28 protein-coding genes and 1 pseudogene are annotated in these 25919 nt (G+C 70.2%); 21 read left to right on the top strand and 8 right to left on the bottom strand.

The features are described from left to right. Positions 1–83: 83 nt before the first annotated feature. From ACWDUZ_RS11075 to ACWDUZ_RS11055, 5 genes are read right to left on the bottom strand one after another with little or no spacing between them, the layout of a single operon-like run. Positions 84–866 carry an ABC transporter ATP-binding protein gene (locus ACWDUZ_RS11075; RefSeq protein ID WP_451631521.1) on the bottom strand — a complete coding sequence of 261 codons (783 nt, stop codon included), beginning with the start codon at positions 864–866 and terminating at the stop codon, positions 84–86. Next, positions 863–1627, bottom strand: a complete 765-nt coding sequence (locus ACWDUZ_RS11070; protein ID WP_451631520.1) for an ABC transporter ATP-binding protein — start codon at positions 1625–1627, stop codon at positions 863–865. The genes ACWDUZ_RS11075 and ACWDUZ_RS11070 overlap by 4 nt, the downstream gene beginning before the upstream one ends. Beyond that, a complete protein-coding gene (locus ACWDUZ_RS11065) occupies positions 1624–2646 on the bottom strand; it encodes a branched-chain amino acid ABC transporter permease (RefSeq protein ID WP_451631519.1) in 1023 nt (340 codons plus the stop codon). Before ACWDUZ_RS11065 ends, ACWDUZ_RS11070 begins: the two co-directional genes overlap by 4 nt. Next, positions 2643–3521 (bottom strand): branched-chain amino acid ABC transporter permease, encoded by an 879-nt coding sequence (locus ACWDUZ_RS11060; protein ID WP_451631518.1) that lies wholly within the window; start codon positions 3519–3521, stop codon positions 2643–2645. The genes ACWDUZ_RS11065 and ACWDUZ_RS11060 overlap by 4 nt, the downstream gene beginning before the upstream one ends. Before the next feature lie 3 nt (positions 3522–3524). Then, complete coding sequence (locus tag ACWDUZ_RS11055; protein WP_451631517.1) at positions 3525–4760, bottom strand: ABC transporter substrate-binding protein; 1236 nt, start codon at positions 4758–4760, stop codon at positions 3525–3527. 161 nt (positions 4761–4921) lie between these two features. Here ACWDUZ_RS11055 and ACWDUZ_RS11050 point away from each other — a divergent pair, with 161 nt between their 5' ends. The 8 genes and pseudogenes from ACWDUZ_RS11050 (at position 4922) to ACWDUZ_RS11015 (ending at position 10466) form a co-directional block, all read left to right on the top strand. Then, positions 4922–5713 (top strand): IclR family transcriptional regulator, encoded by a 792-nt coding sequence (locus tag ACWDUZ_RS11050; protein WP_451631516.1) that lies wholly within the window; start codon positions 4922–4924, stop codon positions 5711–5713. A gap of 59 nt (positions 5714–5772) precedes the next feature. Next, entirely contained in the window at positions 5773–6045 is a 273-nt protein-coding gene (locus tag ACWDUZ_RS11045) for a hypothetical protein (RefSeq protein WP_451631515.1), read from the top strand. Between the two features lie 129 nt (positions 6046–6174). After that, on the top strand, positions 6175–7860 hold the full coding sequence (locus ACWDUZ_RS11040; RefSeq protein WP_451631514.1) for a tetratricopeptide repeat protein: 1686 nt from the start codon (positions 6175–6177) through the stop codon (positions 7858–7860). A 117-nt stretch (positions 7861–7977) separates the two neighbouring features. Then, positions 7978–8349, top strand: coding sequence for an FAD-dependent oxidoreductase (locus tag ACWDUZ_RS11035; RefSeq protein WP_451631513.1), 372 nt, complete (start codon positions 7978–7980; stop codon positions 8347–8349). A gap of 32 nt (positions 8350–8381) precedes the next feature. Then, positions 8382–8900 (top strand): FAD-dependent oxidoreductase, encoded by a 519-nt coding sequence (locus tag ACWDUZ_RS11030; RefSeq protein WP_451631668.1) that lies wholly within the window; start codon positions 8382–8384, stop codon positions 8898–8900. 99 nt (positions 8901–8999) lie between these two features. Next, positions 9000–9356 carry a hypothetical protein gene (locus tag ACWDUZ_RS11025; RefSeq protein ID WP_451631512.1) on the top strand — a complete coding sequence of 119 codons (357 nt, stop codon included), beginning with the start codon at positions 9000–9002 and terminating at the stop codon, positions 9354–9356. Between the two features lie 226 nt (positions 9357–9582). Further along, a pseudogene (locus tag ACWDUZ_RS11020) lies at positions 9583–10012 on the top strand (VOC family protein). Positions 10013–10100: 88 nt separating this feature from the next. After that, positions 10101–10466, top strand: a complete 366-nt coding sequence (locus tag ACWDUZ_RS11015; protein WP_451631511.1) for a hypothetical protein — start codon at positions 10101–10103, stop codon at positions 10464–10466. Between the two features lie 81 nt (positions 10467–10547). Here ACWDUZ_RS11015 and ACWDUZ_RS11010 read toward each other — a convergent pair whose 3' ends face one another. Further along, on the bottom strand, positions 10548–11120 hold the full coding sequence (locus ACWDUZ_RS11010; RefSeq protein WP_451631510.1) for a hypothetical protein: 573 nt from the start codon (positions 11118–11120) through the stop codon (positions 10548–10550). 212 nt (positions 11121–11332) lie between these two features. Between ACWDUZ_RS11010 and ACWDUZ_RS11005 the strand changes: the two genes are divergently transcribed. Both ACWDUZ_RS11005 and ACWDUZ_RS11000 read left to right on the top strand, forming a co-directional pair. Next, positions 11333–12136 carry an arylamine N-acetyltransferase family protein gene (locus ACWDUZ_RS11005; RefSeq protein WP_451631509.1) on the top strand — a complete coding sequence of 268 codons (804 nt, stop codon included), beginning with the start codon at positions 11333–11335 and terminating at the stop codon, positions 12134–12136. Between the two features lie 246 nt (positions 12137–12382). Then, entirely contained in the window at positions 12383–13027 is a 645-nt protein-coding gene (locus ACWDUZ_RS11000) for a dihydrofolate reductase family protein (RefSeq protein WP_451631508.1), read from the top strand. Between the two features lie 7 nt (positions 13028–13034). Here the strand turns inward: ACWDUZ_RS11000 and ACWDUZ_RS10995 are convergent, their stop codons facing one another. After that, positions 13035–13319, bottom strand: a complete 285-nt coding sequence (locus tag ACWDUZ_RS10995) for a hypothetical protein (protein WP_451631507.1) — start codon at positions 13317–13319, stop codon at positions 13035–13037. 56 nt (positions 13320–13375) lie between these two features. Between ACWDUZ_RS10995 and ACWDUZ_RS10990 the strand changes: the two genes are divergently transcribed. Both ACWDUZ_RS10990 and ACWDUZ_RS10985 read left to right on the top strand, forming a co-directional pair. Next, complete coding sequence (locus tag ACWDUZ_RS10990; RefSeq protein ID WP_451631667.1) at positions 13376–13909, top strand: NUDIX domain-containing protein; 534 nt, start codon at positions 13376–13378, stop codon at positions 13907–13909. Positions 13910–14118: 209 nt separating this feature from the next. Then, on the top strand, positions 14119–14709 hold the full coding sequence (locus ACWDUZ_RS10985; RefSeq protein ID WP_451631506.1) for a carboxymuconolactone decarboxylase family protein: 591 nt from the start codon (positions 14119–14121) through the stop codon (positions 14707–14709). Positions 14710–14817: 108 nt separating this feature from the next. Here ACWDUZ_RS10985 and ACWDUZ_RS10980 read toward each other — a convergent pair whose 3' ends face one another. Next, complete coding sequence (locus ACWDUZ_RS10980) at positions 14818–15588, bottom strand: DUF6597 domain-containing transcriptional factor (protein WP_451631666.1); 771 nt, start codon at positions 15586–15588, stop codon at positions 14818–14820. A 96-nt stretch (positions 15589–15684) separates the two neighbouring features. Between ACWDUZ_RS10980 and ACWDUZ_RS10975 the strand changes: the two genes are divergently transcribed. From ACWDUZ_RS10975 to ACWDUZ_RS10935, 9 genes are all read left to right on the top strand, one after another. Next, positions 15685–16269, top strand: coding sequence for a TIGR03086 family metal-binding protein (locus tag ACWDUZ_RS10975; protein WP_451631665.1), 585 nt, complete (start codon positions 15685–15687; stop codon positions 16267–16269). A gap of 757 nt (positions 16270–17026) precedes the next feature. Then, positions 17027–18073, top strand: coding sequence for a LacI family DNA-binding transcriptional regulator (locus ACWDUZ_RS10970; RefSeq protein ID WP_451631505.1), 1047 nt, complete (start codon positions 17027–17029; stop codon positions 18071–18073). Positions 18074–18403: 330 nt separating this feature from the next. Then, on the top strand, positions 18404–19651 hold the full coding sequence (locus tag ACWDUZ_RS10965; protein WP_451631504.1) for a sugar ABC transporter substrate-binding protein: 1248 nt from the start codon (positions 18404–18406) through the stop codon (positions 19649–19651). Positions 19652–19654: 3 nt separating this feature from the next. Then, positions 19655–20710, top strand: coding sequence for a carbohydrate ABC transporter permease (locus tag ACWDUZ_RS10960; RefSeq protein WP_451631503.1), 1056 nt, complete (start codon positions 19655–19657; stop codon positions 20708–20710). Beyond that, the gene (locus tag ACWDUZ_RS10955; protein ID WP_451631502.1) at positions 20707–21597 is read left to right on the top strand and encodes a carbohydrate ABC transporter permease; all 891 of its coding nucleotides are present in this window, start codon (positions 20707–20709) and stop codon (positions 21595–21597) included. Before ACWDUZ_RS10960 ends, ACWDUZ_RS10955 begins: the two co-directional genes overlap by 4 nt. A gap of 190 nt (positions 21598–21787) precedes the next feature. Continuing rightward, on the top strand, positions 21788–23245 hold the full coding sequence (locus ACWDUZ_RS10950) for a glucoamylase family protein (protein ID WP_451631501.1): 1458 nt from the start codon (positions 21788–21790) through the stop codon (positions 23243–23245). Continuing rightward, on the top strand, positions 23242–23472 hold the full coding sequence (locus ACWDUZ_RS10945; RefSeq protein ID WP_451631500.1) for a hypothetical protein: 231 nt from the start codon (positions 23242–23244) through the stop codon (positions 23470–23472). Before ACWDUZ_RS10950 ends, ACWDUZ_RS10945 begins: the two co-directional genes overlap by 4 nt. Then, positions 23472–23627, top strand: a complete 156-nt coding sequence (locus tag ACWDUZ_RS10940; RefSeq protein WP_451631499.1) for a hypothetical protein — start codon at positions 23472–23474, stop codon at positions 23625–23627. The genes ACWDUZ_RS10945 and ACWDUZ_RS10940 overlap by 1 nt, the downstream gene beginning before the upstream one ends. Positions 23628–23750: 123 nt before the next feature. Then, complete coding sequence (locus ACWDUZ_RS10935) at positions 23751–25895, top strand: glycoside hydrolase family 3 N-terminal domain-containing protein (RefSeq protein ID WP_451631498.1); 2145 nt, start codon at positions 23751–23753, stop codon at positions 25893–25895. The last annotated feature ends 24 nt before the right edge of the window (positions 25896–25919 follow it).

Here is a 25919-nt window from a genome sequence, read left to right as displayed (position 1 = left end):
GGGCAAAGGGACGCGGGCACGGCCGTGAGCCCCCGGGAAGCAAGGTGTCCCCGGGGGCTGCGGTGTGGTGTCGGCCGGGTCCCTCAGACCTCCAGGCGGTCCAGACCGCGGGGCAGCTGACGGCGGGCCCCTGCGATCCCGGCGTCCGTCGCCGTTCCGATGCCGAGGTAGTGCCGGCTGACGTCCTCGTCGTCCAGGAGCTCCTGTGCCGAGGATGTGTGCGTGATCGTGCCGTTGGACAGCACGATGCCGCGGTCCGCCGCGCGCAGGGCTGCGGACGCGTTCTGCTCGGCCAGCAGCACCGTGATGCCGGTGGCGGCCAGCTCGCCGACCACCTCGAGAATCTGCGTGACGTACTTGGGGGCGAGGCCCAGGGACGGCTCGTCGAGCAGCAGGACGCGTGGACCGCCCATCAGCGCCCGTCCGATGGCGACCATCTGCTGCTGGCCCCCCGAGAGCATGCCCGCCGCCCGTCCGGTGAACTCGCGCAGAACAGGAAACAGTTCGTAGACCCTTTCCAGCTGGGCGTGTTGTTCCTCACGGCCGTACGGTGAGGCGTATCCGCCCATCCAGAGGTTCTCGCCGACCGTGAGATCGGTGAAGAGCTGGCGCCCCTCCGCAACCAGACGCAGCCCTCTCCGCGCCACCTCGTGCGCCGGTGCCCGGCCGGTGTCCCGGCCGAACAGACGGATGGATCCGCCTCGGGGGGTCTCCAGCCCGGCCAGGGTGCGCAGCAGAGTGGACTTGCCCGCGCCGTTGGCCCCGATGAGGGCCACCACCTCGCCCTCGGCCACATCGAACGAGACCTCACGCAACGCGCGGGTCGCGCCGTACCGCACGTCCAGCCGGTCCACTTCGACGATCATGCCGTTGCTCCCAGGTATGCCTCGATGACCGCGGGATCGCGCCGGATCTGCTCCGGCGGGCCGTCCGCCAGCACCCGGCCGGCGTCCAGGACGAGGACACGGTCACTGACCTTCATGACAAGGTCGATGTTGTGCTCGATGAGCACCAGGGCGATGCCGCCGGCGTGGACGGCGGTCAGGGCGTCGGCGAGTTCCGCCGTCTCGGTGTCGTCCAGGCCTGCCGCCGGTTCGTCGAGCAGCAGGATGCGGGGGCCGCCCGACAGCCCGCGGGCGACCTCGACGAGCCGTTGGGCGCCGGCCGGGAGATCGGCTGCCGGACGGTCGGCGAAGCCCGTGAGGCCGAGGAAGTCGAGCAGTTCGGCTGTACGGGCGCGCAGTGCGCGTTCCTCGCGCCGGGCGCGGGGCAGGCGCAGCCCGTCGGAGAGGAACCGGGAGCGGGTGAAGCGGTGGGCACCGAGCATGACGTTTTCACGGACCGTGAGCAGCGGGACCAGGCGCGCCGACTGGAAGGTCCGCATCAGACCCCGCTGCGGGAGCCGGTGCGGAGCCACGCCCGTGATGTCCTCGCCGTCGAGGAGGATCCGACCCTGGTCCGGTGCGGTGAACCCGGTGATCAGGTCCAGCAGGGTGGTCTTCCCGGCCCCGTTGGGGCCGATGACGGCGCGCGCGCTGCCCGGGGAGACGGTGAAGCTGACCTGGTCGACTGCGGTGACACCGCCGAACCGGCGGGAGAGGCCCGCCACTTCGAGCAACTGGGTCATCGTGCGTACCTCCTGCGGACCAGTGCCTTGGCCGTGCCCCACAGTCCGTGGGGGAAGTAGGTCATGACCGCGATCAGGACGATGCCGGCGACCAGCGGCATCCACAGGGAGAAGGCCTGTCCGGCCTGGGGCAGTCCCTGCAGGATCAGCGCGCCGAGGAGCGGCCCCACCAGGGTTCTGGCCCCTCCCAGCGAGAGCATGATGACCACGCTGAAAGCGACGGTCACGCTGATCACGTCGGGGGAGTAGAAGCGGAGATAGAAGGCGTAGAGGCTGCCGGCCACCGAGGCGAAGACCGCGGACGCCACGAAGGCCTGCGTCTTGTAGCGGGCCGTGTCGATGCCCAGCATGGCGGCGGCCGGGGTGTCCGCGGCGACCGCGGTCAGGGCCCGACCGGTCTGGCTGCGCTGGACATTGGCGACGAACCAGGCGCCGAGCCCGCACACGAGGAGCATCACGTAGTAGTTGGCGCGGTCGGAGAAGACCGTCCAGCCGCCCAGTTGCAGGCTCGGGACGGCGACGAGACCGGAGGGCCCGCCGGTGAAGTCGGTGAGCCCGGAGGCCAGGGACTGCGTGATCACGGCAAGGCCGAGGGTGGCCAGCGCCAGGTAGTAGCCACGCAGCCGCAGCAGAGCTCCGCCGAGGAGCGCCGCGAGCAGCGCCGAAGCCAGGGCCATGACCACGGTGGCCACGGTCGTCGGCCAGTGAAGCCTGAGCGTCAGCAGTCCGGCGCCGTATCCGCCGATGGCCATGAACAGGGTCTGGCCCAGGGACACCTGACCGGACAGTCCGGTGAGCAGGTTCAGGCCGAGGACCACCAGAAAGAAGATGCCCACCACGACGAACAGGCCCGTCCAGCCCGGGACCGCGAGGGGAAGACCCGCCGCCACGACCGCGGCGAGGACGGCGGCGACGGTGCGCAGCAGGCGGGGGCGTCGCAGGGAGCGTCCGGCTGCGGCCCGGCCTTCCGTGTCCGGGGCGGGTACGGGCATGTGCCCGGAGAACGCGGGCGACGTCATCGGCGCACCTCACTCAGCTTGCCGAACATGCCGCTCGGCCGGAACAGCAGGACCAGGATCAGCGCGCCGATGGCGACGACCTCGGAGATGTCGCTGCTGATGTAGCGGCCGAAGACCGCCTGCAGCAGGCCGAGGACGAAACCGCCCACCACTGCGCCCAAAGTGCTGCCGAGGCCACCGGCCACAGCCGCGATGAACCCGGCCACGGCATACGGCGTTACCGTGCTGAACTGCAGGAATGTCACAGGGATGATGGTGGTTCCGGCCAGGGCGGCCATCGCACCGGAAAGACTGAACGCGATAAGCCGGACCCGGTCGGTGTTGACGCCGGCCAATGCGGCCGCGGTCGGGTTGTTCGCGGTGGCGCGCATCACCGTGCCCAGCGGGGACCGGTGCAGCAGCAGCCACAGCCCGAGGACGGAGACGACCAGCGCGCCGGCGATCCAGTAGTACTGCGGATTGATCCGGACTCCGCCCACGACCGTCGCGTCGGCTGCGACGAACGGCCGCATGGTGTAGGGAAGGTTGCCCCAGACCAGGAGCAGCAGGCCGCCGATGGCCTGCAGCAGCCCGACCGTGATCAGCAGCATCCGGTCCGGCGTGGTGCGCCGGCTGCCGGGCATGACGATCACGCGGTCGACCACGGCGAGGACGCCGGCGAACAGGACCACCACGACCGCCGCGGCGGCCAGCGGCGCAAGACCGGTGTTCTGCTGCAGCGAGACAGCGGTCAGCGCGGCCAGGACGACGAATCCGCCCTGCGCCAGGTTGATCACCCGGCTGATCGAGTACACCAGTGTCATGCCGAGCGCGATCAGCGCATACACACAGCCGTCCACCAGTCCGGAGATGATGATCTGAAGAGTGCCCGACATGGCTCACCGTCCCATGTAGGTGAAACCGCGGGGCGTCGCGCGCACGACGGCCACGTCGTCCACGGTCAGCCCGCGGTGATCGGACGCGCCGAAGGAGTACGTTCCCAGGACTCCGTGGTACGAGCGAAGCCGCTCGAGCTCCTCGACAGCCTGTCCGGGATCGCCGTCCGCCCGCCGCAGCGCCTCGGCCACCAGCATCGTCGCGTCGTAGGCCACACCGGGACCGAAGTCGGGTGCCTCCTTGAAGCGGTCACGGTAGCCCTCCTGGTAGCGGCGGATGCGGTCCGCCTGGTTCCCTTCGGCCTGCGCCCCCCAAAAGTCCCTGGTCGCGGGAATCAGCAGGGTGCTGGGGGTGTAGTCCGCGATGCGCTTCATGAAGGTGAACGTGAGGTTGGCGTCCGTGGTGGCCACCGGCAGGGTGTTGCCCGAGTCCCTCAGTCCCTTGAACGCCACTCCCGCGGCGGCGCCGCTCGCCCAGACGACCAGCGCCTGCGGCCTGTTGGCGGTGACCGCCTGGAGCTGGGAGGTGACCGAGATGGCGTCGGGGCTGTAGTTCGCCGCCCCGGTCAGCCGCATGCCCGGAGTCTTCGTGATCGCGGTACGGAGTGCGTGGGCGCCGTCGAGACCGCTGGCGTCGGTGGTGTTGAGCAGGCCGATCCTGGTGATTCCCCGGTGATGCCAGTAGTCCACGAGCCGGTCCGCCAGCGCCTCGGTCGAGGCACTCGCCGACCAGGTCGTCGAGCCCGGTTTCGGGCGGATGCCCGGCGACAGGCAGTAGTCGACACGACCGGCGCTCGTCGCCAGTGGCGCCGCCGCGTTGCATGCGCCCGCCACCGAGGGACCGACGACGGCCGCGACCTGGGGCAGCATGCGTCGCGTGGCCAGCACCGTCTGCGAGGGGTTGCTCTGGTCGTCCGCGACCCGCAGCGAAACCCGGTGCCCGTTGATCCCGCCCGCCGCGTTGATGGTGTCCACGGCGAGCCGCGCACCGCGCAGCTCGCCGACGCCCAGCTGGCTGGCGCTGCCGGTCTGACTGATGACGAGCCCGATGGTGTAGGAATCGCCGTCCGCCGCCGCAGCGCCGAAACCGCAGCCGGAGCAGAGCACACCGACGAGGGACATCGCGCCGGCGGCGAGGGAGGCATGCCGAAGCCTCCCGGAGAGGGTGGCGGCTCGGCCGCCGGGTGGAGACTCCGCAGAGACGGGCCCGCGCACCCGTTCCAGACCCAGCCAGGACATGCAACCAGCTCCCAGTCTTCTGTACTGAAGAATTAGACTCTGTCCTACAGTGAAGGGAGGGGAGGGTCAATACATGTGACATGTCGGGATGCCCAAACTTCCCGTGCAGAACCTTGAGTGGCTCGCGCGCTCATGCCGGGGGATTGGGCTATTCTTCTGCTATGAAGAAAAGTGAGAGTGTGGAGTCATTGGGCGGCGGCCCCACGCCTCAGTACCCCATCGAGTCGGTGGACAACGCGCTCAAGGTCCTGCTGCTGTTGGGCGAGCAGAGCGAACTCCGGCTCACCGACGTGGCCCACTACCTCGGTGTGGCAACGTCCACGGCCCACCGGATACTGGCCATGCTCCACTACCGCGGCTTCATCCGGCAGGCGGAACGAGGCAAGGCCTACGTGCCGGGCCCCGCCCTGACCGGTGTGGCCTTCTCCGTCCTGCAGCGCTTCGATGTGCGTGACGCCCTGCATCCGTACCTGGAGCGCATCAACACGGAGCTGAAGGAAACCGTCCACCTGGGCATGCTAGACGGCACGACCGTCCGGTTCATCGACGCGATCGAGAGCCCGAGAGCGGTCCGCGTCGCCTCCCGTCTTGGACGGTCCATGCCCGCGCACTGCACGTCGACGGGCAAGGCCATGCTGGCGCAGTTCTCCGCAGACGCCCTGCGCCAGCTCTACCCCCAGGAGCTGCCGGGTCTGACTCCCAACTCCGTCCGCACCCGCACCGAGCTGGAGGAAGAGGTCGACAAGGTGCGCCGCCTCGGGTACGCGACGAGCGTCGAGGAGAGCGAAGACGGCGTCGGGTCGGTCGCGGTCGCCCTGCCCGCAGAGCGCATGCCCGTGCGCATGGCGATCAACGTCTCCGTCCCCATCAGCCGAATGAACCGCACGGATCAGCGTCACATGAGCGATGTCCTGCTCCGGACCGTTGAAGAGGCCACCGACGCACTCCTGTGACACGCCGGCCCGATCGTGCGCCGGCCCCCCGACACGTGGAGTCAGCCGGCGTCGGCCTCATGGCCGGGTTACGACGTCAGGACGATGCGGCATTCGGCTGTGCCCTGATCGAGCAGGTCGCCGACGACCCGGACTCGGAGGTCGAGCGCGCCGAAGCTGCGCCGTGCGACCTCGAGGAACGCGCGACTGAACCGGCCCGGCAGCTCCACGCCACGGTCGAGCTACGGCGCCGCATGCGCAACGACCTGGACCGCGCACACCGGCGGGAGCGGTCGCGCCCGGTCGGCCGAGCCGGTGAGCCGGTGCTGCGGCACCCGGAAGATCACCACTAGACTGCGTTGTACGGCCTCTCGCCGTATCGACCACGACCGGGGCCCGGCCCCGCCCTGGCCCGGCAGAAGTCCGATCGAGACACCTGGTCCCGTCCGGGACCCGGGCGGTCTCGGAGTCGGGAGGCAGGCGTGGAGTACTACGACCTCGGCAGCCACCACCGCCCCGTTGCGACCTCATCCGCCCGGGCCCAGGCATGGTTCGACCGAGGGCTGGCATGGACGTACGGGTTCAACCACGAGGAGGCCGTCCGCTGCTTCGAGGCCGCCGCCGCGGCCGACCCCGGCTGCGCCATGGCGTACTGGGGCATCGCCTACGCGCTCGGCCCCAACTACAACAAGCCGTGGGAGTTCTTCGACGAGCAGGACCTCGCGGGCACCGTCGCACGCACGCACGCCGCTGTCGAATGCGCCCATGACCGGGCCGCCGGCGCCACCCCCGTCGAACGCGCCCTGATCGAGGCGCTGCGTGCCCGCTACCCGCAGGCGAAGGCCGTGGACGACTGCTCGGTGTGGAACGCGCCGTACGCCGACAGCATGCGCGCCGTCCACGAACTCGCCCCCGACGACCCCGACGTCGCCACGCTCCATGCCGATGCGCTGATGAACCTCACCCCCTGGAAGCTGTGGGACCTGCGCACCGGCAGACCGGCCGACGGCGCCCGCACCCTTGAGGCCAAGGCCGTCCTGGACCGAGCGATCGCCACACCCGCGGGCGCGCAGCACCCCGGCGTCCTGCACATGTACATCCACCTGATGGAGATGTCCCCGACCCCCGAGGCGGCCCTGCCCGTCGCCGACCGCCTGCGCGGCCTGGTGCCCGACGCCGGTCACCTTCAGCACATGCCCTCGCACCTGGACGTGCTGTGCGGCGACTACCGGCGTGTGGTGTCCGACAACAGCGCGGCCATCACCGCCGACGAGAAGTTCCACGCGCGGGCCGGCGCGATGAACTTCTACACCCTGTACCGGTCGCACAACTACCACTTCAAGATCTACGGCGCCATGTTCCTCGGCCAGGCCGAAACAGCCCTGAAGACCGTCGCCCGGCTCGAGGCGTCCATCCCCGAGCAGCTGCTGCGGGTACCGAGTCCGCCCATGGCCGACTGGCTGGAGGCCTTCCTCGCCATGCGGGTCCACGCACTGATCCGCTTCGGCCGCTGGGCCGACATCCTGCGCACGCCCCTGCCCGCCGACCCCGACCTCTACAGCGTGACCACGGCCATGCTGCACTACGCCCGCGGTGTCGCCCTCTCGGCCACCGGCCGGATCGCCGAGGCCGAGACCGAACGCCGTCTGTTCCACCGGGCGGTCAGCCGCGTACCGGCGACGCGCATGCTGTTCAACAACACGTGCACCGACATCCTCGCGATCGCCTCCGCGATGCTCGACGGCGAACTCCAGTACCGCAAGGGCCACTACGACGCCGCCTTCGCCGCGCTCGAGCGGTCGATCGACCTGGACGACAACCTCCCCTACGACGAGCCGTGGGGATGGATGCAGCCGACTCGGCACGCCTACGGGGCACTGCTGCTGGAACGGGGACGCGTCGCGGATGCCGAGGCCGTCTACCGTGCCGATCTCGGGCTCGACGACACCCTCCCGCGCGCGCTGCAGCACCCCGGCAACGTCTGGTCCCTGCACGGACTGCACGAATGCCTGATCCGTTCAGGCAAGACCGGACAGGCACAGATCGTGGCCCAGCAGCTGAAGATCGCCACCGCGATGGCGGACGTACCGATCCAGGCGTCCTGCTTCTGCCGCCGGAACGTCGTGGACACCGGTGGCAGAAGCGGCTGCTGCCCGACCGAGCGCTGAACGACGAGGCGGTGGGCGCCGCACGAGCCGTGGAGCGGGGCCGGCGGACGGCACCCGAGGCGGCCGGCCCGGCCGCGACCGTGTCCGCCGCGCGGCCGGGGCCGTAGCCGGCACCGGTTGCCGCCCGCCGCGCTGCGGCTTCGGACGTGCTCGGTCCTGGCCACCGGCAGCCGGCTCCTACGCCCCCGCCTGCCCGGCTCCGAGCACCTCTTCGACGTCGACACCCTGCCCGCCGCAGCGCGCCTGGACCACCATCTGCGGCGGCTGCCGCAGGTCCCGTCCGAGGGCCGCTACACCGCCGTCTTGGTCGGCGCCGGCTTCACCGGCCTGGAGATCGCCACCGCCCTGGTGGACCGCCTGCGCGCCGTCGCCGAGCCGCACGGCGCCGCCGAGGACGTACGCGTCGTGCTGGTCGACCGTGCCGACGTCCTGGGACCGGAACTCGGCCGGGGCCCCGGCCCGTCATCGAAGCCGCCGTCGACGAGCTGAAGATCGACCGATGCCTGGGGCGCACCGTGGCCATGCTGACCCCGAAGAGTGTCACGCTCTCCGACGGCGAGGTCATCCCCACGGCCACCGTCGTGTGGACCGCCGGCATGATCGCCAGCCCCCTCACGCAGCAGATCCCCGGCGAGCGCGACCGGCTCGGACGGCTCACCGTCGACCCGCAGCTCCGGGTCGTCGGAGTCCCCGACGTGTATGCCGCGGGCGACACCGCGCACGCCCCCGCGGAGGACGGCCACACCACCATGCAGTCCTGCCAGCACGCCCAGCCCATGGGCAAGTTCGCCGGGCACAACATGGCGGCCGAACTCCTCGGCAACGACCTGCTCCCCTGCACCCCCGACCCCTACGGCACCTGCCTCGACCTCGGCCCGGCCGGCGCCGTCGTCACAAAGGGCTGGGACCGCGACGTCGTCTCCACCAGCGAAGAGGCCAAGGCCCTCAAGCGGAACATCAACGCCGTGTGGATCTGTCACAAACCAGGACATCACCCGGACAGTCCGGTGCCAGCAACCAAAAACCTGCGACCACCATGACTCGCGCAGGCGCGTCGTGTGGCCGCGGTGATCCATCCAGTCGTGGGGAGACGAGACAGCATGCTGCTTCCGTCACGAAACCGCCAACCGCAGGCAACCGTGACCAGCCGTCCCATCGCCTGGCCGGATGCCGACACCAGCCGGGCCGCACACCGAGCCGGCATCACCACGGACGCGCCGCCGGCCCGACCCGCCTCCCCACGCGCGAGCGGCGACAAGTGGCTGGTCGGCCTGGAATTCATCACCGCCGACCGGCACCGCACACGGCTGTACTACGTCGTGGACGGGGCCCTCGACACCACTCAGGCCGTGCGTGAAGGCAACCGGCGGGCCGGCAGTGAACTGCGGAAGCGGACGGCACGCACCGGCAGGAAGCCCGCCGGTGAGCTGATCGAAGTACGACAGCTGCACCAGGACCTCCTCGGCCACGTCGACCTGGCCCCCAGCCGCCCCTGACACCCCGCGGCTTCGAGCAACCTCCCGGTACGCTCCGCTCTCCTCGACGCACTCGGCTCCCAGCAGTCCTGCACCATCGAACCCTGACCATGTGTCAACGACATCTGAGTGGAGCGAACCCGCTCGCTGAGATGCGTGGCGCAGGATGTCGAGAACGTGCCACCGGCCCCGTCCCCGGGGCATCCACGGCCACCACCGGCCGCACGCGGAAGAAGGAGAGAACAGCATGGCGATTCAGCGGATGGACAACGTCGGCATCGTCGTGGAGGACATGGATGCCGCCATCTCGTTCTTCGTGGAACTCGGCATGGAGCTGGAGGGCAGGGCGGAGGTTCGCCGACCAGTGCACCGGACTCGACGGTGTCCGCTGCGACATTGCGATGCTCAGGACCCCGGACGGTCACAGCCGGCTCGAACTGGCGAAGTACCGCAGCCCCGCGGCGATCAGCGCCGGCCCGCGCAACAGGCCGCACAACATTGTGGGCACGCACCGCGTCATGTTCGCCGTCGACGACATCGAGGACACCGTTGCCCGCCTGCGCCCTCACGGCGCCGAACTCCTCGGAGAGCTGGCCCAGTACGAGAACAGCTACTGGCTCTGCTACCTCCGTGGCCCCGAGGGCATCATCGTCGGACTGGCCGAGCAGCTCAGCTGAAGGGCGGCCGGCCGGGCGCGCTGATCGAGGTCCGCGGACCAGGGCTGCGCCTCTACGATCAGGTTGATCACCGATCCAGGGGAGGGACATGGCCGAGGGGGCCGTCGGCCGCGCAGCCGGATCCGTCGGACTGTTGCTGCTGGGGCTGCTGCTGTTCCTCTTCGCCTTTGCCGGGGTCCTGGAGGCCACGCACCCGGACAGCTTTCCCGGGATCCGGGACAACAACGCCCCGACATCGGCCGTCATGCCGGGGCTGGGTGCGCTTGCGGTCACCGGGGCCTGGTGGCTCGTACGGCGGATGACGGCCGTGCGGACCGTGACCGCTGTGCTCGCCGTCCTTGTCCTGCCGGCCGGTGGCGCCGCCCTGTACCGCATCGCGCCGATGCTCCACTGCTGGAGCTCGGAGCGGATCGCCCGCGGGCCCGAGGGCGCCTGTGTCTGCTACGACTCCTGAGCGGGCCACGGCCTCCCAGCGAGCGAAGGGGCCGGTTCCCGGCGGCGGGCCGCTGAGCCTTCCCGCCGCCGGGAGGGTTTCTCATCCCTGGTCGTAGGCGGACCCTTCCGCATTGAGCAGCACATGGGACGGGTCGAGCGCCGCGGCTGTGCGGGCGAGTTCGAAAAGCTCGGTCAGAGGCGGCAACGGGGTGAGGCCGAGGCGGTCGAGGAGTTCGGAGCGCATCCCCGGCAGGTCCTCGAGGTCCGCCGCCTCGATGTACTCGTCGTCGTCCTGCGCGCGCAGGGCTTTCAGGGCCGGCTCGTCCATCACGCGTCCCTGCCGTTCCCCGTGCAGGGCTTCGCTCGCGCAGGGCAGAGCCATGAGCAGCAACAGCGCGTCGCGCAGGGTGGCGCCTATCACCCCGCAGGCTCCTTCGGAGTCCGCGAAGAGCACCGGCCGGTCCTCGCCGTCGCCATCGCCGCAAAGGAAGTAGGTTCCGCCCCCGTCGTCCTTCGCGATGGCCTGCAGCGGTTCCCCGGACGACAGCCGCACGGGCTCGACATGCGTGATGGGCGGAGTCGTCAGAGTGTCGAAGCCGAAGGGGAACGCGGCCGGCAGGGCGGCCCTGCGGTCGGTTCGGAGCCGGGCGAGCAGTGATCCGGAGACGGTCATGCGGGGACGTTACAGCGGGATCCGGCAACGCGGTCGCGGCCTCGTGCCGGCCACGCCGCGGCTTGCCGCGGCCGGCACAGAGGGGGAGCGGTGGACGACGAGTGGCGAGGAGGGGCCGGCGAGTGGCGGTGCGGGTCCCGGCAGGCTCCGACCACGGTCCCGAGACCAAAGGCGTATGGCGCGCGGACCATCGTCCGTGCCCCACTGGTTGCATGAAGACGACCACGAGTATGGGCACCGCACAGACCGATGGCTACCTCGCCCGGATCGGAGCCGAACGCCCCCGTCAGCCGAACGCCGCCGCACTCGCCGAACTCCACCTGCGTCACCTGCAGGCCGTCCCCTTCGAAAACCTCTCCATCCACCTCGGCGAGGACCTGTCCCTCGAGGAGAAAGCCCTGTACGACAAGGTGGTTCAGGCCCGCCGTGGCGGCTTCTGCTACGAACTCAACGGCTTGTTCGCGGCCCTGCTGACCTCCCTCGGCTACCGGGTGACGTATCTCGCCGCTCGCGTGCACACCGCGGGCGGCCTCGGTATCCCCTTCGACCACCTCGCCTTGTGCGTCCGCCCTGCCGACGGCTCCGGTCCCTGGCTGGTCGATGTCGGCTTCGGCGACCACAGCCACCATCCGCTGCGCCTGGACGCCCTCGACTCCGACCAGTCCGACCCCGCAGGCGTCTTCCGGATCACCGCGGCCCCGGACGGCGACCTGGACGTGCTGCGCGACGGCACCCCGCGATACCGCTTGGAAACCCGCCCCCGCGCGCTCACCGACTTCGAGGCCGGCTGCTGGTGGCACCGCACCTCACCGAAGTCCGGGTTCGTCGCCAAGGGCCCGGTCTGTTCCGTCCTTGCCCCCGGCGGCCGCCACACCCTCTCCGGCCGCTCCCTGATCACCACGACGACCACCGGCCACCGCCAGGAGCGCATGCTCGCCACGGACGCCGAGCTGCTGTCCGCCTATCACGACGTGTTCGGCATCACCCTCGACCGCATCCCGGCGGCACGGCCATGAAGGATGGGGCCGGCGGGCGGGCGGCGCGGCATGGTCCTCAACCGCGCGGCCGTGACCTTGTTGACAAGCAGGGGCGCGGCCGGGCCCACGCCCTGGACGGGTGTGCCACCGAGGAGGTGCTGGACGGGCGGACCGCCCGGCCGATCCCCGACACCGCAGAGCAGATCGACCGTTTCGCAAAGCAGCGATGAGTTTCTCCGTCCCCGACGGTCTCCTTGTTGTTGTCCGACAACACCGGAGGAACACGTGGCTCAGCTTGTGAGGGTCCAGAACTTCAACGTCTCGAGTGACGGAATCGGTGCCGGGGAGGACCAGAGCCTTCACAGGCCGTTCGGCCATGTCGATCCCGAGCGGCTGTTCGCCTGGGCCGGCGCCACGGCGAGTTGGCCCAGGCGCACCGACCCCGGGGGAAGCCGGGGCATCGACGACTACTTCACGCGGGACTACGCACGCAACATCGGTGCGGAGATCATGGGCCGCAACAAGTTCGGTCCCCAGCGAGGGCCCTGGCACGACCATGAGTGGCGCGGCTGGTGGGGTGACGAGCCGCCGTTCCGGACCCCGGTGTTCGTCATGACTCATCATGAGCGTCCCTCCCTCACGCTCTCCGACACCACGTTCCACTTCGTCGCCGGCGATCCTGCCGCAATCCTCGAGCAGGCCCGGGAAGCGGCGCAGGGCAAGGATGTCCGGCTCGGCGGCGGGGTCACCACCATCCGGCAGTTCCTGGAGGCCGACCTCGTCGACACTCTGCACGTGGCGGTCTCACCGGTGAAGCTCGAATCCGGGCTGCGGCTCTGGGAGTCTCCCGAGGAGCTGCTCGACCGGTTCCACCTGGAGGTCGTGCCCAGCCCGAGCGGCGTGACGCACCACCTGTTCTGGCGGAAGTGACCGGCGCTCAGGGCAGCCTGCCGGGCCGGGCTCCTCGCGTGCCCAGGCTGCCCTGAAGCGGCCATCGCGTCAGGCCTCGGGTGGCCGGTGACCGGCCGGCGTTGGCGGGATCCTCGGCTTTGGCGCAGGAAGAGACGAGCCGACAGGAGTCGGTGCCCCTCTCGACGATGGTGCCGTCGCGGGTGAGGCGGTCGACGACGGCCGAGCCGACGATCATGACGGCCGGGTGGGTGTCGCCGAGCACCTCCCGCCGGCCGCCGAGCACCTCCTTGTGCAGCGGCAGCGCACCCATGGAGGCGGGGTAGCGGCAAGTCCGGTCATTCCGGGCGGGTGTCGGTGGTGCCTGCGATGGTGTGCGGCGTGGATGAACTCGTGGAACGTGTTGACGCTCAGGACCGGGTGCTGGGGGTGGTCAGTCGGCGGGACGCCGTTCGGGAGGGCTGGCTGCACCGGGTCGGCGTGGTGGTGTGCCGAGATGGGCATGGCCGCTTTTTCGTCCATCGGCGGGCCGGGCACCTGTCCCGTTTCCCGGGGCACTACGAGGTCGGGGTCGGCGGTGCCGTGCGAGTCGGCGAATCCTATGAGCAGGCAGCTGCCCGCGAGCTCGGTGAGGAGCTGAGAGTGCGGGCGGCAGTGTGCCTTCGGTTCAAGTTCCTCAACCGGTGCGGGCTCAGCCCTCACTGGCTTGCGGTCTGTGACGCCGTGCTTTCAAAGTTCGTCGTCCCTGATCCGGAAGAGGTGGCCTGGCACGGGTGGCTGACCGAGTCCGAACTGCGGCTAGCTCTGCAGCAGTGGACCTTCACTCCTGATAGCCAGGCGGTTCTCGATCGATATCTCGCGTGTCGCGCTGACCCGGCCTCTGCGCAGGAACGGTGCCCCTGAGCGGGGTCGGCGGGACGAGGGCGCCGGTCGTTGCGAGGTCTCGTTTTGAGACGGTCAGCAAGCCCCGCGTCAGGTCGGGTGTGGCTCGCGAGGCAAGAGACCCTCGTTTCGCTTGCGCGTGTCGAGAACGACAGATCGAGACGACACTGGAGCGACCATGCGCCCACACAGGTCCTGATCGCGCTCGCCGACCGCCCGACGCCGCGAACGTGTTCTCGCCCTCGGCCAACCCGGCGGTTTTGCTGCAGATGACCGAACGGCTCGATGCGGGCCCCGGGAACGCGGGCAGAGAAATGACAAGCATCGAAAGGACCGAGATGACTGACAGTATTCGGATCGCGAACCGCCGGCTCGACGCGAGCGGGAACGAGGCGCTGACCAGAATCGCTCGGATGGGTGCGGATGCGTTCGGATACAAAGCGGAGCTGCGGATCGACCGCGGCCTCGCCGAGCTCCTGCGTCTGCGGGTTTCGCAGCTCAACAACTGCACCTACTGCCTCAACCTGCACTACGAGGCGGCGCGCGAGGCGGGCATCCCCCGGGTCAAGATCGACACCCTGACCGCGTGGTGGGAGACCGAGCTTCACTCCGAGGCCGAGCAGGCGGCGCTCCGCTACACCGAGGCGCTCACCCTGGCCGCGGACACCGGCCGCGACGCGGCGTTCCAGCGCTTCCACGACGCGCTCGCCGCGCACTTCAGTCCGGAGGAGATGCTCGAGATCGTCGGCGTCGTCGTCAATATGAACGTCTGGACCCGCGTCAAGCTCGCCGAGGGCGCGATGCCGGGCCCGGCGGACTGAGCGGCCCGCGCCGACCGCCGGATCGCCGCAACCGCTCCGTACCGACACCCCTCGTGCCGCTGTCTGCTCCGCCTGCTGTCTGAGTGGAAGACCGTGCCTGCCGACGCATCATCGGCGTCCCGCCGATGATGCGTACCTCGCTGGGGAGGTGCCTATGGATGCGGTGAAGTCGCGGGTGAAGTGTGCTTGATCGGCGTAGCCCAGTTCGGCGGCGAGAGCGGACCAGTCCTGCGGGTCAGTGGCCGCACGTGCGGCGGCTTCCTGCATGCGGGCCCGTCGGATCACCCACTTGGGTCCGATGCCGACGTATTCGGCGAACAGCCTCTGCAGTTGGCGCACACTCATCTCGGCGATCGCGGCCAGCTGGGACACCCGTAGGACAGCAGGGTCGGTGCTGATCGTTTCGACCAGCCCGGCCGCCTTGTCGACGGCAGGGTCGGGCAGGGGCCGGAAGTCGCGCAGGAGCGTGGCTGCGAGGTGGAGCGCGTCGGGCACGCAGGGTTCGGCGATGACGGCGTCTGCTGCTGCCCGCGCTGCCGGGCCGAAGATCTCTTCGATGTCCAGGACTCGGTCGGTGAGGGTGGACACCGGGGCAGTGAGGAAGGGGCGGAAGCCGCCGGGTCGGAATCGCAGGCCGAGCGCCCGGCCGGTGCCGGAGATCTCTCGGGTGAACGTGTCGCTGACGATGCCTGTGATGTGGGCCTGTCCGCCGGTGGTGAAGGTGAGGTGGACCACCGGGTGAGTGAGGACTTGCTGCCGGTGTGGTTCGGTCAGGTTCCAGTGGAGGATCCAGTACCCGTTCACGAATGGGGTCAGATCCGCCGGGGCCGGCTCGTGGTCGAGTCGGAACCGCTCAGCCGCGGTGCGCGGGTCGAGGATGGCCCGCTGTCGCGTTTGTTCAATACCCGTCATCGTCGTCCTGTCTACCGTGCCGATGGCACGCGGGGAAGGGATGACGTGGAGACGAGATCTGTGATGGCCCGAGCCGCCGAATCGGCGGTGGACATCGTCCGGGGGATCGGGCCGGAGGCGTTCGAGGGGCGCACACCGTGTGCGGAGCTGAAGGTCGGTGCACTCCTGAATCACCTGATCTTCTTCACCGGCGTGCGGGGGCACGCCGCGGGACTGAAGCAGCCGCCGCAGGCTCCGAGCGAAGTGGCGCAGGGGCATGACTTCACCGCGCAGCCGGATTGGGCCGAGGCGTATGCCGCCCGGTCGGCGGCGACCGCCGCCGTCTGGAGCGCTCCGGAGGCATGGGCCGGTGAGACGGTGCTGACCGGGAGCGGGCGGATGCCGGCCCGCTTCATCGGCGGGATCGTGCTGGGCGAGTGGCTGCTGCACGGCTGGGACCTGGCGGTGGCCACCGGGCAGGAACTGAACGTGGACGACGAACTCGCGGCAGTGCTGTACGAGGACATCGCCGGCAAGGCCGAGATGGCCAGGCGGTACGGGGTGTTCGGCCCCGAGGTCAGCGTGCCGGAGACCGCGCCGCTGTTCGACCGCGCTTTGGGACTGGCGGGTCGTGACCCGTCGTGGAAGCGCCCGGCTGACCGCATGTGAAGGGGCGCAGGCAGCCCCTTGTGGTCCTGCGGATCGCAACCCACGTTCCCTGCTGTGGGCAGGGCGCAGCGGCCGCCGGTGGCTGGGACGTCCTCGTCGAGCACGCGAGGCGCTGCATCTCGGCGAGAGCCAACCCTGTGGGGTTCGGCCGCCGGCGAAGACAAGAGCGGCGGCCTCGCCGACCAGGGCGTCGGCGTTGCCACTTGACGTCCGGTCCGTGACGATCTGGCGGCTTGGCGGGGTTGCGGGGACGTGACAGGCGCGAGCTTCCAAGATCAAGAAGTTCTCGACGCCCCGCGACCTGTGTGGAAGACCGAAGCCCTGCACCGCGTCCGAGATGTGACGTTCGCCGAGGACGCCTCCCAACTGCCGGACCGGCGCCGCACCCCGCGCCATGGCGACCTGGCGCAACCTCGCCATCGGCGCCCTTCGCCTCGCCGGGAAGACCAACATCGCCGCAGGCCTCCGGCACAACGCCCGCGCCGCCGGCAGGCCGCTCGCCCCCGCCGGATCCGGGGCCGTGAGCGCGGCCTCACCCGTCCGACGCGGCCTGCTTCCGTTATCGCCCCGGGTGGGCGACCGCCAGGCTGCCCGGCGTTGAGGAGGTCGACCGCCCGGACGTGGCGCCGCGCCGGCCGCGCCCTTCGGTGGTCCGGTTGTCACCATGGTGCGTGCAAACTAGACTGAATGCGCTTCCATAGTCAGACGGGGCAGGTCTCCGAAAATCTCAGCGGGTATCGAGGGCGGCGGTTTCATCATGGGTGATCCCACCGTTTACGACGTCGCCGAGCGTGCCGGTGTGTCCATCGCGACGGTCTCACGCGTCTACCGCAGCCCCGACTCGGTGCGGGCCGCGACACGGGAGAAGGTGCTCGCCGCCGCGCAGGATCTGGGCTATGTGCCCAGTGCGAGCGCACGGGGGCTGGCCAGCCGGGCCACCGGAGTGCTCGGGCTGTGCTTCCCCGATTTCGCCGATCCGGAGGCCGAGGGGACGGCGCCCGACGCCGACGAGGTTGAGCCGAGTTTCTACGGCGACGAGGTCATCCGGGGGATGGAGCGCGCCGCGAGGCGGCGCGGTTATGCGCTGCTCATCTCCGCCGCCCATGCCGACCGGGCGGGCGAGGTGCTCTCGGACGTGGCCGGCCGGGTCGACGGCCTGGCGATCCTCGCTCAGGACGTCCCGTCGGCAGTGCTCGACGTCGTTGCGCGGCGGCTGCCGGTGGTCGTGCTTGCGGGGCGGGCGCTGCCCGGTCTCGACCGCATCGAGGTCGCCAACTTCGACGGCCAGTTGGAGCTCACCCGGCACCTGATCGACGGCCACGGGCTGACCGACCTGGCGTTCATCGGAGGAACCGAGGACTCGCCGGACGCGGAGGCCCGTTTCCGCGGCTTCCAGGCGGCCCATCTCGCGGCGGGGCTGCCGCTGCCCGAGCGCCCCGCCGCGCGGGGCGACCTGACCTTGGCCTCCGGGCGCAAGGCCGCGCTGGAGCTGCTGGACCAGGGCAGGCCGCTCCCGCAGGGCCTGATGTTCGCGAACGACCAGATGGCCGTGGGGGCGCTTCAGGCGCTCACCGAGCGGGGGATCAGCGTCCCCGCGGACCTCGTCATCACCGGGTTCGACGGTATCCCGCTGAGCCGCCAGGTCAGCCCGGCGCTCACCACTGTCCGGCAGCCCATGAGCCGGCTCGGCGAGGAGGCGGTGGAGTTGCTCGTCGCGCGGCTCGCCGACCGTGGCCGCCCGGCGCTTCTGCGCACGCTGCCGACCGCTCCGGCCCTGCGCGCCAGTTGCGGGTGCGGAATTTAGGACACGCCCCGCAGCTGGCCGGTCCACGGCGCCCGGCGCGCGCTGCGCGTTCCGGGGGAGGCCGGGTGCGCAGGCGGCGAGCCATGCCGGTGGTGCGCCGCACCGGCGCTCGTCGTCCGGCCGTCCGTCGCCGCGGTGGTGCCGGCCGTGCCTCCTGTGAACCCCTACCGGGGTACGGCGGCCTGCGCAGCCCGTCATGACGGCCCCGCCGGCAAGGTTTCGCCGGGTTTACGAAAGCGTTACCAGGCGCCTCTTGTGTCGTCGGAGTGCCTCCTGGAAGGTGATGTATGCGCTTACAGCACGACCGCGCGTACTCGAGGAGGAGCCCGCATGTCCCGCACTGCCTTGTCAGGTACCACCCTCGCGGCAACCGCCGTGGTCTTGTCGCTCGGGCTGACGGCCTGCAGCAGCGGAGGCGGCGGCCAGGTGGGCGCGGACGCCAAGCAGACCCTCACCGTGTGGGCCATGGGTGAGGAGGGCAAACGGGTCGCGGACGTCGCCAAGAAGTTCAACGAGAAGCATCCGGACATCACCGTCAAGGTGACCCCGATCGGCTGGGACGTCGCGCACCAGAAGCTCGTCTCCGCGGCGGCCGCCGACCAGCTGCCCGACATGGCGCAGCTCGGCTCGACCTGGATGGGCGAGTTCATCGACCTGGGTGTGCTGGAGCCGGTGGACACGAAGGCGTTCCAGGCGGACGACTTCTTCCCGGCCGCCTGGAAGGGCACCGAGAAGGACGGCGAGGTCTACGGCGTGCCGTGGTACGTCGACACCCGTGTCCTCTACTACCGCACCGACCTGGCCAAGCAGGCCGGAGTGACCGCGGCGCCGAAGACCTGGGCCGACCAGCTCGCCCTCGCCGAGGCGTTCAAGAAGCTCGACACCACGAAGTGGGCCTTCTCCCAGCCCGCGGGCGGCCAGGGCTCCTGGCAGAACTGGGCGCCGTACCTGTTCTCGGCGGGCGGCACCGTCCTGGACGAGGACGGCAAGCCCGCACTGGACTCGCCCGAGGCGGTCACGGCGTTCACCGAGTACGCCAAGTACTTCGACAAGGGCCTGTCGAAGAACACCCCCGCCCCTCCCGGGTACGACGTGATCAAGGACTTCGGTGCGGGCAGCGTGCCGATGTTCGCCTCCGGCCCCTGGATGGTGCAGAACATCGCGGACCAGGCCCCGCAGATCGAGGGCAAGTGGGCGGCGGTCCCGCTCCCGGCCGGCAATCAGCCCGCCTCCATCATCGGCGGCGCCGACCTCGTCACCTTCGCGAGCAGTGAGCACAAGGCTGCGGCCCAGGAGTTCACCAAGTTCCTCACGAGCCCGTCGACGCAGGCGGACTGGTACAAGCTGGCCAAGTCGCTGCCCGCCAACAAGAAAACCTGGGACGAGCCGGCGCTCAAGAACGCCGATGTGGACGTGTTCAAGACGGCACTGAACAGCGCCGGAGAGATCCCGCCGCTGGCGCAGTGGGAGCAGGTCGCCCACGAGATCGACATCACCCTGGAGAAGCTCGCCAAGGGCGGCGACCCGGCTGCGCTCGCCAAGGAGCTGCAGAAGAAGACCGAGGGCCTGGTGTCCTGAGCCATGAGTGGCACGACCTCCGCCGAACGGCCCGCCCCAGGCGGGCGGGCCGCCGCCGACGCCACCGACGCTCCCGCCGGGCCGGAGCCCACCGGCACGTCCGCCGCCCCTTCGCTGCGCAAGAAGGCCGGACTCGGCACCCGGACGACGCCGGGCGGTATACCGCTGCGGGCTGACCGGCTCTCCCGGCACAACCTCGCCGGCTGGCTGTACTCGGCACCGTTCCTGGTGTTCTTCGGTACCTTCATGGCGTTCCCGATCGTGGCGACGCTGGTGATGAGCTTCACCGACTTCCGCCTGCGCAACGTCACCAAACCGTTCGACGCGCACTTCGTCGGCTTGGAGAACTACTCCAAGCTGTTCGGGGACGAGCAGTTCCTGCGGGCGCTGCTGAACACCGGATACTTCGTGGTGCTCGGCGTACCGCTCACCATCGGCAGCGGCCTGCTCGCGGCGGTGCTGCTGAACTCCGGCATCGAGCGGTTCCGGACCTTCTTCCGGGTCGGCTTCTACGCCCCGGTGGTCACGGCCATCGTCGCTGTCGCCGTGGTGTGGCGCTTCGTCCTCGACCCCAGTGAGGGCCTGATCGCCGGGCTGGCCCGCGAGGTGGGGCTCACCGCCCCCGACTTCCTGAGCTCCGAGGTCCTCGCCATGCCGTCGCTGATCGCGATGGCGGTGTGGCGCAACATGGGCACGGCGATGGTGCTGTTCCTCGCCGGACTGCAGGCGATCCCCACCGAGGTGCGGGAAGCGGCCGAGCTCGACGGTGCCGGCGCCTTCCAGGAGTTCCGCAGGATCACCGTCCCGCTGCTGCGGCCCACCATGCTCTACGTCACGGTGATGACGACGATCGGCTTCCTCAACGTCTTCGAGGAGCCGTTCGTGATGACCAACGGCGGTCCCTCGGACAGCACGCTCACGGTATCACTCCTGATGTACCGCGAGGGCTTCAACTTCTTCCACATGGGCTACGCCAGCTCGATGGCCTACACCCTGTTTGTGATCATCCTGGCCGTCACACTGCTCCAACTGCGGCTGCTGAAGGACAAGACCAAATGAGCGCCACCACCGAAACGAGCGCCACCACTGCCACCCGCACCGGGTACGCGGTGCGGGACCGCCGTACCCGCATGACAAGGGGCATCACTTACGCAGTGCTCGGCCTCGGCCTGCTGATCACGGCCGCGCCGTTCCTGTGGATGGGCCTGGCCGCGTTCAAGACGCCCCGGGACCTCTCGGCGAGCCCGCCGGTGTGGATCCCCACCGACTGGACGTCGGCCAACTTCAGCAAGCTGTTCGACCTCCTGGACGTGCCCCTGTACTTCTTCAACTCGGTGCTCGTCGCGGTCTTCGTCACCCTGTGCAACCTGCTCTTCTGCTCCATGCTCGGCTACGCGCTGGCCAAGCTGCACTTCGCGGGCAAGAAGGTGATATTCGGCGTCGTCATGGCGGCCCTGATGGTGCCCGGCAATCTGATGCTGATGCCGCAGTTCGTGATGATGAGCAAGATGAACCTCATCGACACCTACGCGGCGCTCATCCTGCCGTTCGCCGCCGGTGCCTTCGGGGTCTTCCTGATGCGGCAGTTCATGTCGACTGTCCCCGACGAGCTGCTGGAGGCCGCCCGGGTGGACGGGGCCCGCGAGTGGTACATCTTCTGGCGGATCGTGATTCCCCAGGTCAAGCCTGCTCTGGCGACCCTGTCGATCTTCGTCTTCCTCGGCTCGTGGAACAACTTCCTGTGGCCGCTGGTCGCTACCAACGACCCCGGCAAGTACACGCTCCCGGTGGCCCTGGCCACCTTCGCCACCGACCCGACCAAGGCCAACGGCTCCAACGGGGTGCTGATGGCCGGCGCGTTCCTCGTGGTCCTGCCGGTGCTCGCCGTCTTCGTCGTGCTGCAGCGCTACTTCACGCAGTGCATCGCCACGGCGGGTCTGAAGTAGCCGACGCGCCCCCGATCCGTACGGGGCCGGCGGCAACCTGACGGCCGCCGGCCCCGTATGGCCCACCGCCGCGCGAACGAGCCCTCTCGACCACCACTGCACTGCCCTGCCGGGCACCGCCCTGCCCCTGTCCGGCATGCACCACCCCTCGCACACACATCGTCTGCTGCAAAGGGAGTTGGATCGCTCCATGCACCGCCGTACCTTCCTCGCCGCGACGGCCGGCGCCACCGGTGCCCTCGCGCTCGGCGCCGCCCCCGCGTACGCCCGCCGGCGCCCCGCGCAGGACGCCGAGGCGCTGCTCACCCACTGGTTCGTCGACACCTACCGCTCGCTCGAGGCGATGGTCGCCGACAGCGGCCTGCCCGCCGACACCATCAAGCTCGGCGGCGAGCGGCCCGTGCTCACCGAGAACACCTCCAGCACCAACATCGGCTGCTGGCTGTGGTCCACCGTCGCCGCCTGTGGGCTCGGGCTGATGAGCGAGCCCGAGATGCACCGCCGCCTCGCCCGCACCCTGACCACCGTCGAGAAGATGGAGCGGCTGCACGGCTTCTGGTTCGACTGGTACAACACCTTCACCGGCGAGGTCCTGGACGCCTGGCCCGGAAGCGGGGCGCCCGTCAGCCCTCTGCTGTCCACCATTGACAATGCCTGGCTCGATGTGGGCCTGCGCATCGCCGAGGACGCCGACCCCGCCCTGCGCGGCCGGATCCGGCGCCTGCGCAAGGACATCGACTGGTCCTTCTTCTACACCCCCTACGACCCGGCCGACCCGGTCGAGGGCCCCGGCCAGATGCGCACGGGCTTCCGCGTCGACGACAACGCCCTCACCCCCTACTTCTACGGCTCCCTCGTCTCCGAGACCCGCATGGCCGGCTACCTCGGCCTGGGCGACGGCTCCGTCCCCGGTGAGCACTACTGGCACATGCTGCGCACCTTCACGCCCGAGCAGAAGCAGGAGATGCCGCCGGGCGGCGGCTGGGTCACCCGCGACGGCGTGCGCTACTTCAACGGCCACTACGTCTACCGCGGTCGCAAGCACGTGCCCGGCTGGGGCGGCTCGATGTTCGGCGCGCTGATGCCGGAGCTGTTCGTGCCGTCGGCCCAGTGGTCCAGCTCCTGGCGCACGAACCTCACCCGTCACGCCATGGGCCACCGCGACCACGGACTCCTCGACGCCGAGTACGGCTACTGGGGCTTCTCCCCGGCCAGTGTTCCCGAAGGCGGCTACCAGGAGTACGGCGTCCAGTACTTCGGCATCTCGCCCGAGGGCTACTGCTCCAACACCGACCGCACCTATGTGCCCTACGGCGAGCCGAAGCCCGACCCGTCCGCGTACACCAACGGTGTCGTCACCCCGCACGCCGCCTTCCTTGCGCTGATGGTCACCCCCGGGGCCGCGCTGAGGAACCTGCGCAACATCGCGCGCGACTTCGACGCCTACGAGGACGGCATGGGCTTCTACGACTCGGTCAACGTCAGCACGGGCAAGGTCAACGACCGGATGCTCTCGCTCGACCAGGGCATGGTGGCCGCCTCCCTCGCCCAGGTGCTCAGGCCGGGCCTGCTGCAACGGCCGTTCCGCAGCGCAGGCTTCGCCCGCCGTCTCAGGCCCCTGCTGTCGAAGGAGGACTTCGGTATATGAGCACGCCAGAGGCACAGGAGAAGAAGAACATGGCCGGCCGCAGGACCGTGCTCGGCGGTATCGGCGCCGCCACCGTGGCGGCCGTGACCGCGTCCGGCAGCGCGGACGCCGCGCCTGCCATGCCTGCCGCGGCCGCATCGCACGTCACCGCGGCCAAGGAGACGGACCCGGTCACCTACCGGGACAAGCAGATCCTCGTCGACGGCAAACGCTTGAGGCGGAAGTAGTGGATCTCACCGCAGAGGACGACGGCCGGGGGGAGGAGGAGGCCGTCGTGGCCGTCGACGGCCGGGCCCGTTGCAGTGTCGCCAAGAGCTCCTTCGAGGGCGGGTGCACGCTGCTGCGGGTGCGGCGGGCGGAGTTCACCATCCACCGGGGCTGAGCAGCCGGGGCGCGCCAGGGCCGACTACCCCCCTTGGTGCGCCCCGACGCACCGGACCACAATGTTGTATGCGCTTACATGGTGGCAGTGCCAGGCGTGACACGCGGGACAAGAGGACAGGACATGCACCGACCATACGAACACGAGGTCAAGGCCCTGCTCGGCCGGATGACGGTCGAGGAGAAGCTGGGCCAGCTCCAGCAGTTGACCTGGACCGGCGACACCGGTCCCGGCGGCGGCCAGACCGAGGAGGTCGAGCGCGCGGCCCGGGCCGGCCTGCTCGGCTCGGTGCTGAACCTGTACGGCGCGGCCCACACCAACACCCTGCAGCGCATGGCGGTCGAGGAGTCCCGGCTGGGCATTCCACTGCTCTTCGGCTTCGACGTGATCCACGGTTTTTGGACCACCTTCCCGATCCCGCTCGCCCAGGCGTCCAGCTTCGACCCGGCGGTGGTCGCGCGCGACGCTGAGGTCTCGGCGAAGGAGTCCAGGTCCAACGGCGTGCACTGGACGTTCTCGCCGATGATGGACGTCACCCACGAGCCCCGCTGGGGCCGCATCGCGGAGAGCTGCGGCGAGGACCCGTACCTCAACGCCGTCCTCGCCGCGGCCAAGGTCCGCGGCTACCAGGGCGACGACCTCACCGCCGACGACCGCGTCGCCGCCTGCGCGAAGCACTTCGTCGCCTACGGCGGCGCCGAGGGCGGGCGGGACTACAACACCGTGGACGTCTCCGAGCAGCGGCTGCGCAACCTGTACCTGCCGCCGTTCCGGGCGGCCGTCGACGCCGGGGTGGCCACCGTCATGGCGGCGTTCAACACCGTCAGCGGCGTCCCGGCGCACGGCAACCCGCACACGATGACCGGCATCCTCAAAGGCGAGTGGGGCTTCGACGGGGTGATCGTCAGCGACTACACGGGCGTCGAGGAACTCATCGCCCACGGCTACGCCGAGGACGGCGCCGACGCGGCACGGCTGGCCCTGACGGCCGGCCTCGACGTGGAGATGGTCAGCACGAACATCGCCGACCACGGCCGGCAGCTGCTCGCCGACGGCAAAGTCACCGAGGACCGGCTCGACGACGCGGTCGCCCGCATCCTGCGCCTGAAGTTCGCGCTCGGCCTCTTCGACAACCCGTACACCGACGAGTTGGCGGCCGTAGACGCGCCCACACCGCAGGCGCGGGCGGCGGCGCGGCAGACCGCCGCCCGCTCCATGGTCCTGATGAAGAACGACGGCGGTGTGCTGCCGCTCGACGCCGGCAGTGGGTCCATCGCGGTGGTCGGCCCGTTCGCCGACCACACGGACCTGCACGGCGCGTGGGCCGGCCCCGGCTGCCGCCGGTTCCCGTCGGTCAGCGTCCTGGACGCGGTACGCGCCGCCGCACCCGGTGCGACGGTCACTCACGGCGGGGCCGACGTGGCCCAGGCCGTCGCCGCCGCCGAGTCCGCCGATGTCACGGTCGTCGTGATCGGCGAGGAGCCCGAGCTCAGCGGCGAGGCCGCGGTGCGCAGCGACATCTCCCTGCCCGACGGGCAGGAGGAGCTCATCGCCGCCGTCGCCGCCACCGGCAAGCCGTTCGCGGTCGTCCTGCTCAACGGCCGGCCGCTGACGATCGGCGACTGGGTGGACAGTGTCCCGGCGCTGCTGGAGGCGTGGCACCCGGGCATCGAGGCCGGCAACGCCATCGCGGATGTGCTCTTCGGCGCCGTCGACCCCGGCGGCAGGCTGCCGGTCACCTTCCCGCGGGCGATCGGCCAGATCCCCCTCTACTACAACCGGGAGAACACCGGACGCCCGTACGACCCGGCGCACGACGACGAGAAGTACGTCTCCAAGTACCTCGACCTCGCCGACGGACCGCAGTTCGTCTTCGGGCACGGCCTGAGCTACACCACGTTCGCCACCGGCGAGCCGCAGCTGGACCGGCAGTCGGTCACCGTCGACGAGCTCCAGCGCGGCGCGTGTGTCGAGGTCCGCGTGAGCGTGACGAACACCGGCGAGCGCACCGGCGACGAGGTCGTCCAGCTCTACGTCCACGATCCGGTGGCGAGCATCACCCAGCCGGTGCGCCGGCTGCGCGGATTCCGCCGCATCACGCTGGAGCCGGGACAGTCCACGCAGGTGTGCTTCACGCTCGGCGCCGAGGACCTCGGCTTCTGGACGAACGACCAGGCCGGTCACTTCACCCTCGAGCCGGGCCGGATCGACCTGTACGCCGGTACGAGTTCCCTGGCCGACGCCCGCTGCACCCTGACGGTCGCCTGAACCGCTGGGTCCGGGCACGCCCGC

It is taken from the genome of Streptomyces sp. NPDC003393, assembly GCF_053589015.1.
The sequence above is the reverse complement of the archived record's forward strand: the minus strand, read 5'-3'. Positions and strand labels throughout refer to the sequence as shown.

Bases quoted from the DNA above. Each gene is read 5' to 3' on its own strand.
- ACWDUZ_RS11075 (WP_451631521.1), bottom strand. From the start codon at position 866: ATGATCGTCGAAGTGGACCGGCTGGACGTGCGGTACGGCGCGACCCGC.
- ACWDUZ_RS11070 (WP_451631520.1), bottom strand. From the start codon at position 1,627: ATGACCCAGTTGCTCGAAGTGGCGGGCCTCTCCCGCCGGTTCGGCGGT.
- ACWDUZ_RS11065 (WP_451631519.1), bottom strand. From the start codon at position 2,646: ATGACGTCGCCCGCGTTCTCCGGGCACATGCCCGTACCCGCCCCGGAC.
- ACWDUZ_RS11060 (WP_451631518.1), bottom strand. From the start codon at position 3,521: ATGTCGGGCACTCTTCAGATCATCATCTCCGGACTGGTGGACGGCTGT.
- ACWDUZ_RS11055 (WP_451631517.1), bottom strand. From the start codon at position 4,760: ATGTCCTGGCTGGGTCTGGAACGGGTGCGCGGGCCCGTCTCTGCGGAG.
- ACWDUZ_RS11050 (WP_451631516.1), top strand. From the start codon at position 4,922: ATGAAGAAAAGTGAGAGTGTGGAGTCATTGGGCGGCGGCCCCACGCCT.
- ACWDUZ_RS11045 (WP_451631515.1), top strand. From the start codon at position 5,773: ATGGCCGGGTTACGACGTCAGGACGATGCGGCATTCGGCTGTGCCCTG.
- ACWDUZ_RS11030 (WP_451631668.1), top strand. From the start codon at position 8,382: ATGCTGACCCCGAAGAGTGTCACGCTCTCCGACGGCGAGGTCATCCCC.
- ACWDUZ_RS11015 (WP_451631511.1), top strand. From the start codon at position 10,101: ATGGCCGAGGGGGCCGTCGGCCGCGCAGCCGGATCCGTCGGACTGTTG.
- ACWDUZ_RS11010 (WP_451631510.1), bottom strand. From the start codon at position 11,120: ATGACCGTCTCCGGATCACTGCTCGCCCGGCTCCGAACCGACCGCAGG.
- ACWDUZ_RS11005 (WP_451631509.1), top strand. From the start codon at position 11,333: ATGAAGACGACCACGAGTATGGGCACCGCACAGACCGATGGCTACCTC.
- ACWDUZ_RS10995 (WP_451631507.1), bottom strand. From the start codon at position 13,319: ATGGGTGCGCTGCCGCTGCACAAGGAGGTGCTCGGCGGCCGGCGGGAG.
- ACWDUZ_RS10990 (WP_451631667.1), top strand. From the start codon at position 13,376: ATGGTGTGCGGCGTGGATGAACTCGTGGAACGTGTTGACGCTCAGGAC.
- ACWDUZ_RS10975 (WP_451631665.1), top strand. From the start codon at position 15,685: ATGGCCCGAGCCGCCGAATCGGCGGTGGACATCGTCCGGGGGATCGGG.
- ACWDUZ_RS10970 (WP_451631505.1), top strand. From the start codon at position 17,027: ATGGGTGATCCCACCGTTTACGACGTCGCCGAGCGTGCCGGTGTGTCC.
- ACWDUZ_RS10965 (WP_451631504.1), top strand. From the start codon at position 18,404: ATGTCCCGCACTGCCTTGTCAGGTACCACCCTCGCGGCAACCGCCGTG.
- ACWDUZ_RS10960 (WP_451631503.1), top strand. From the start codon at position 19,655: ATGAGTGGCACGACCTCCGCCGAACGGCCCGCCCCAGGCGGGCGGGCC.
- ACWDUZ_RS10955 (WP_451631502.1), top strand. From the start codon at position 20,707: ATGAGCGCCACCACCGAAACGAGCGCCACCACTGCCACCCGCACCGGG.
- ACWDUZ_RS10950 (WP_451631501.1), top strand. From the start codon at position 21,788: ATGCACCGCCGTACCTTCCTCGCCGCGACGGCCGGCGCCACCGGTGCC.
- ACWDUZ_RS10945 (WP_451631500.1), top strand. From the start codon at position 23,242: ATGAGCACGCCAGAGGCACAGGAGAAGAAGAACATGGCCGGCCGCAGG.
- ACWDUZ_RS10935 (WP_451631498.1), top strand. From the start codon at position 23,751: ATGCACCGACCATACGAACACGAGGTCAAGGCCCTGCTCGGCCGGATG.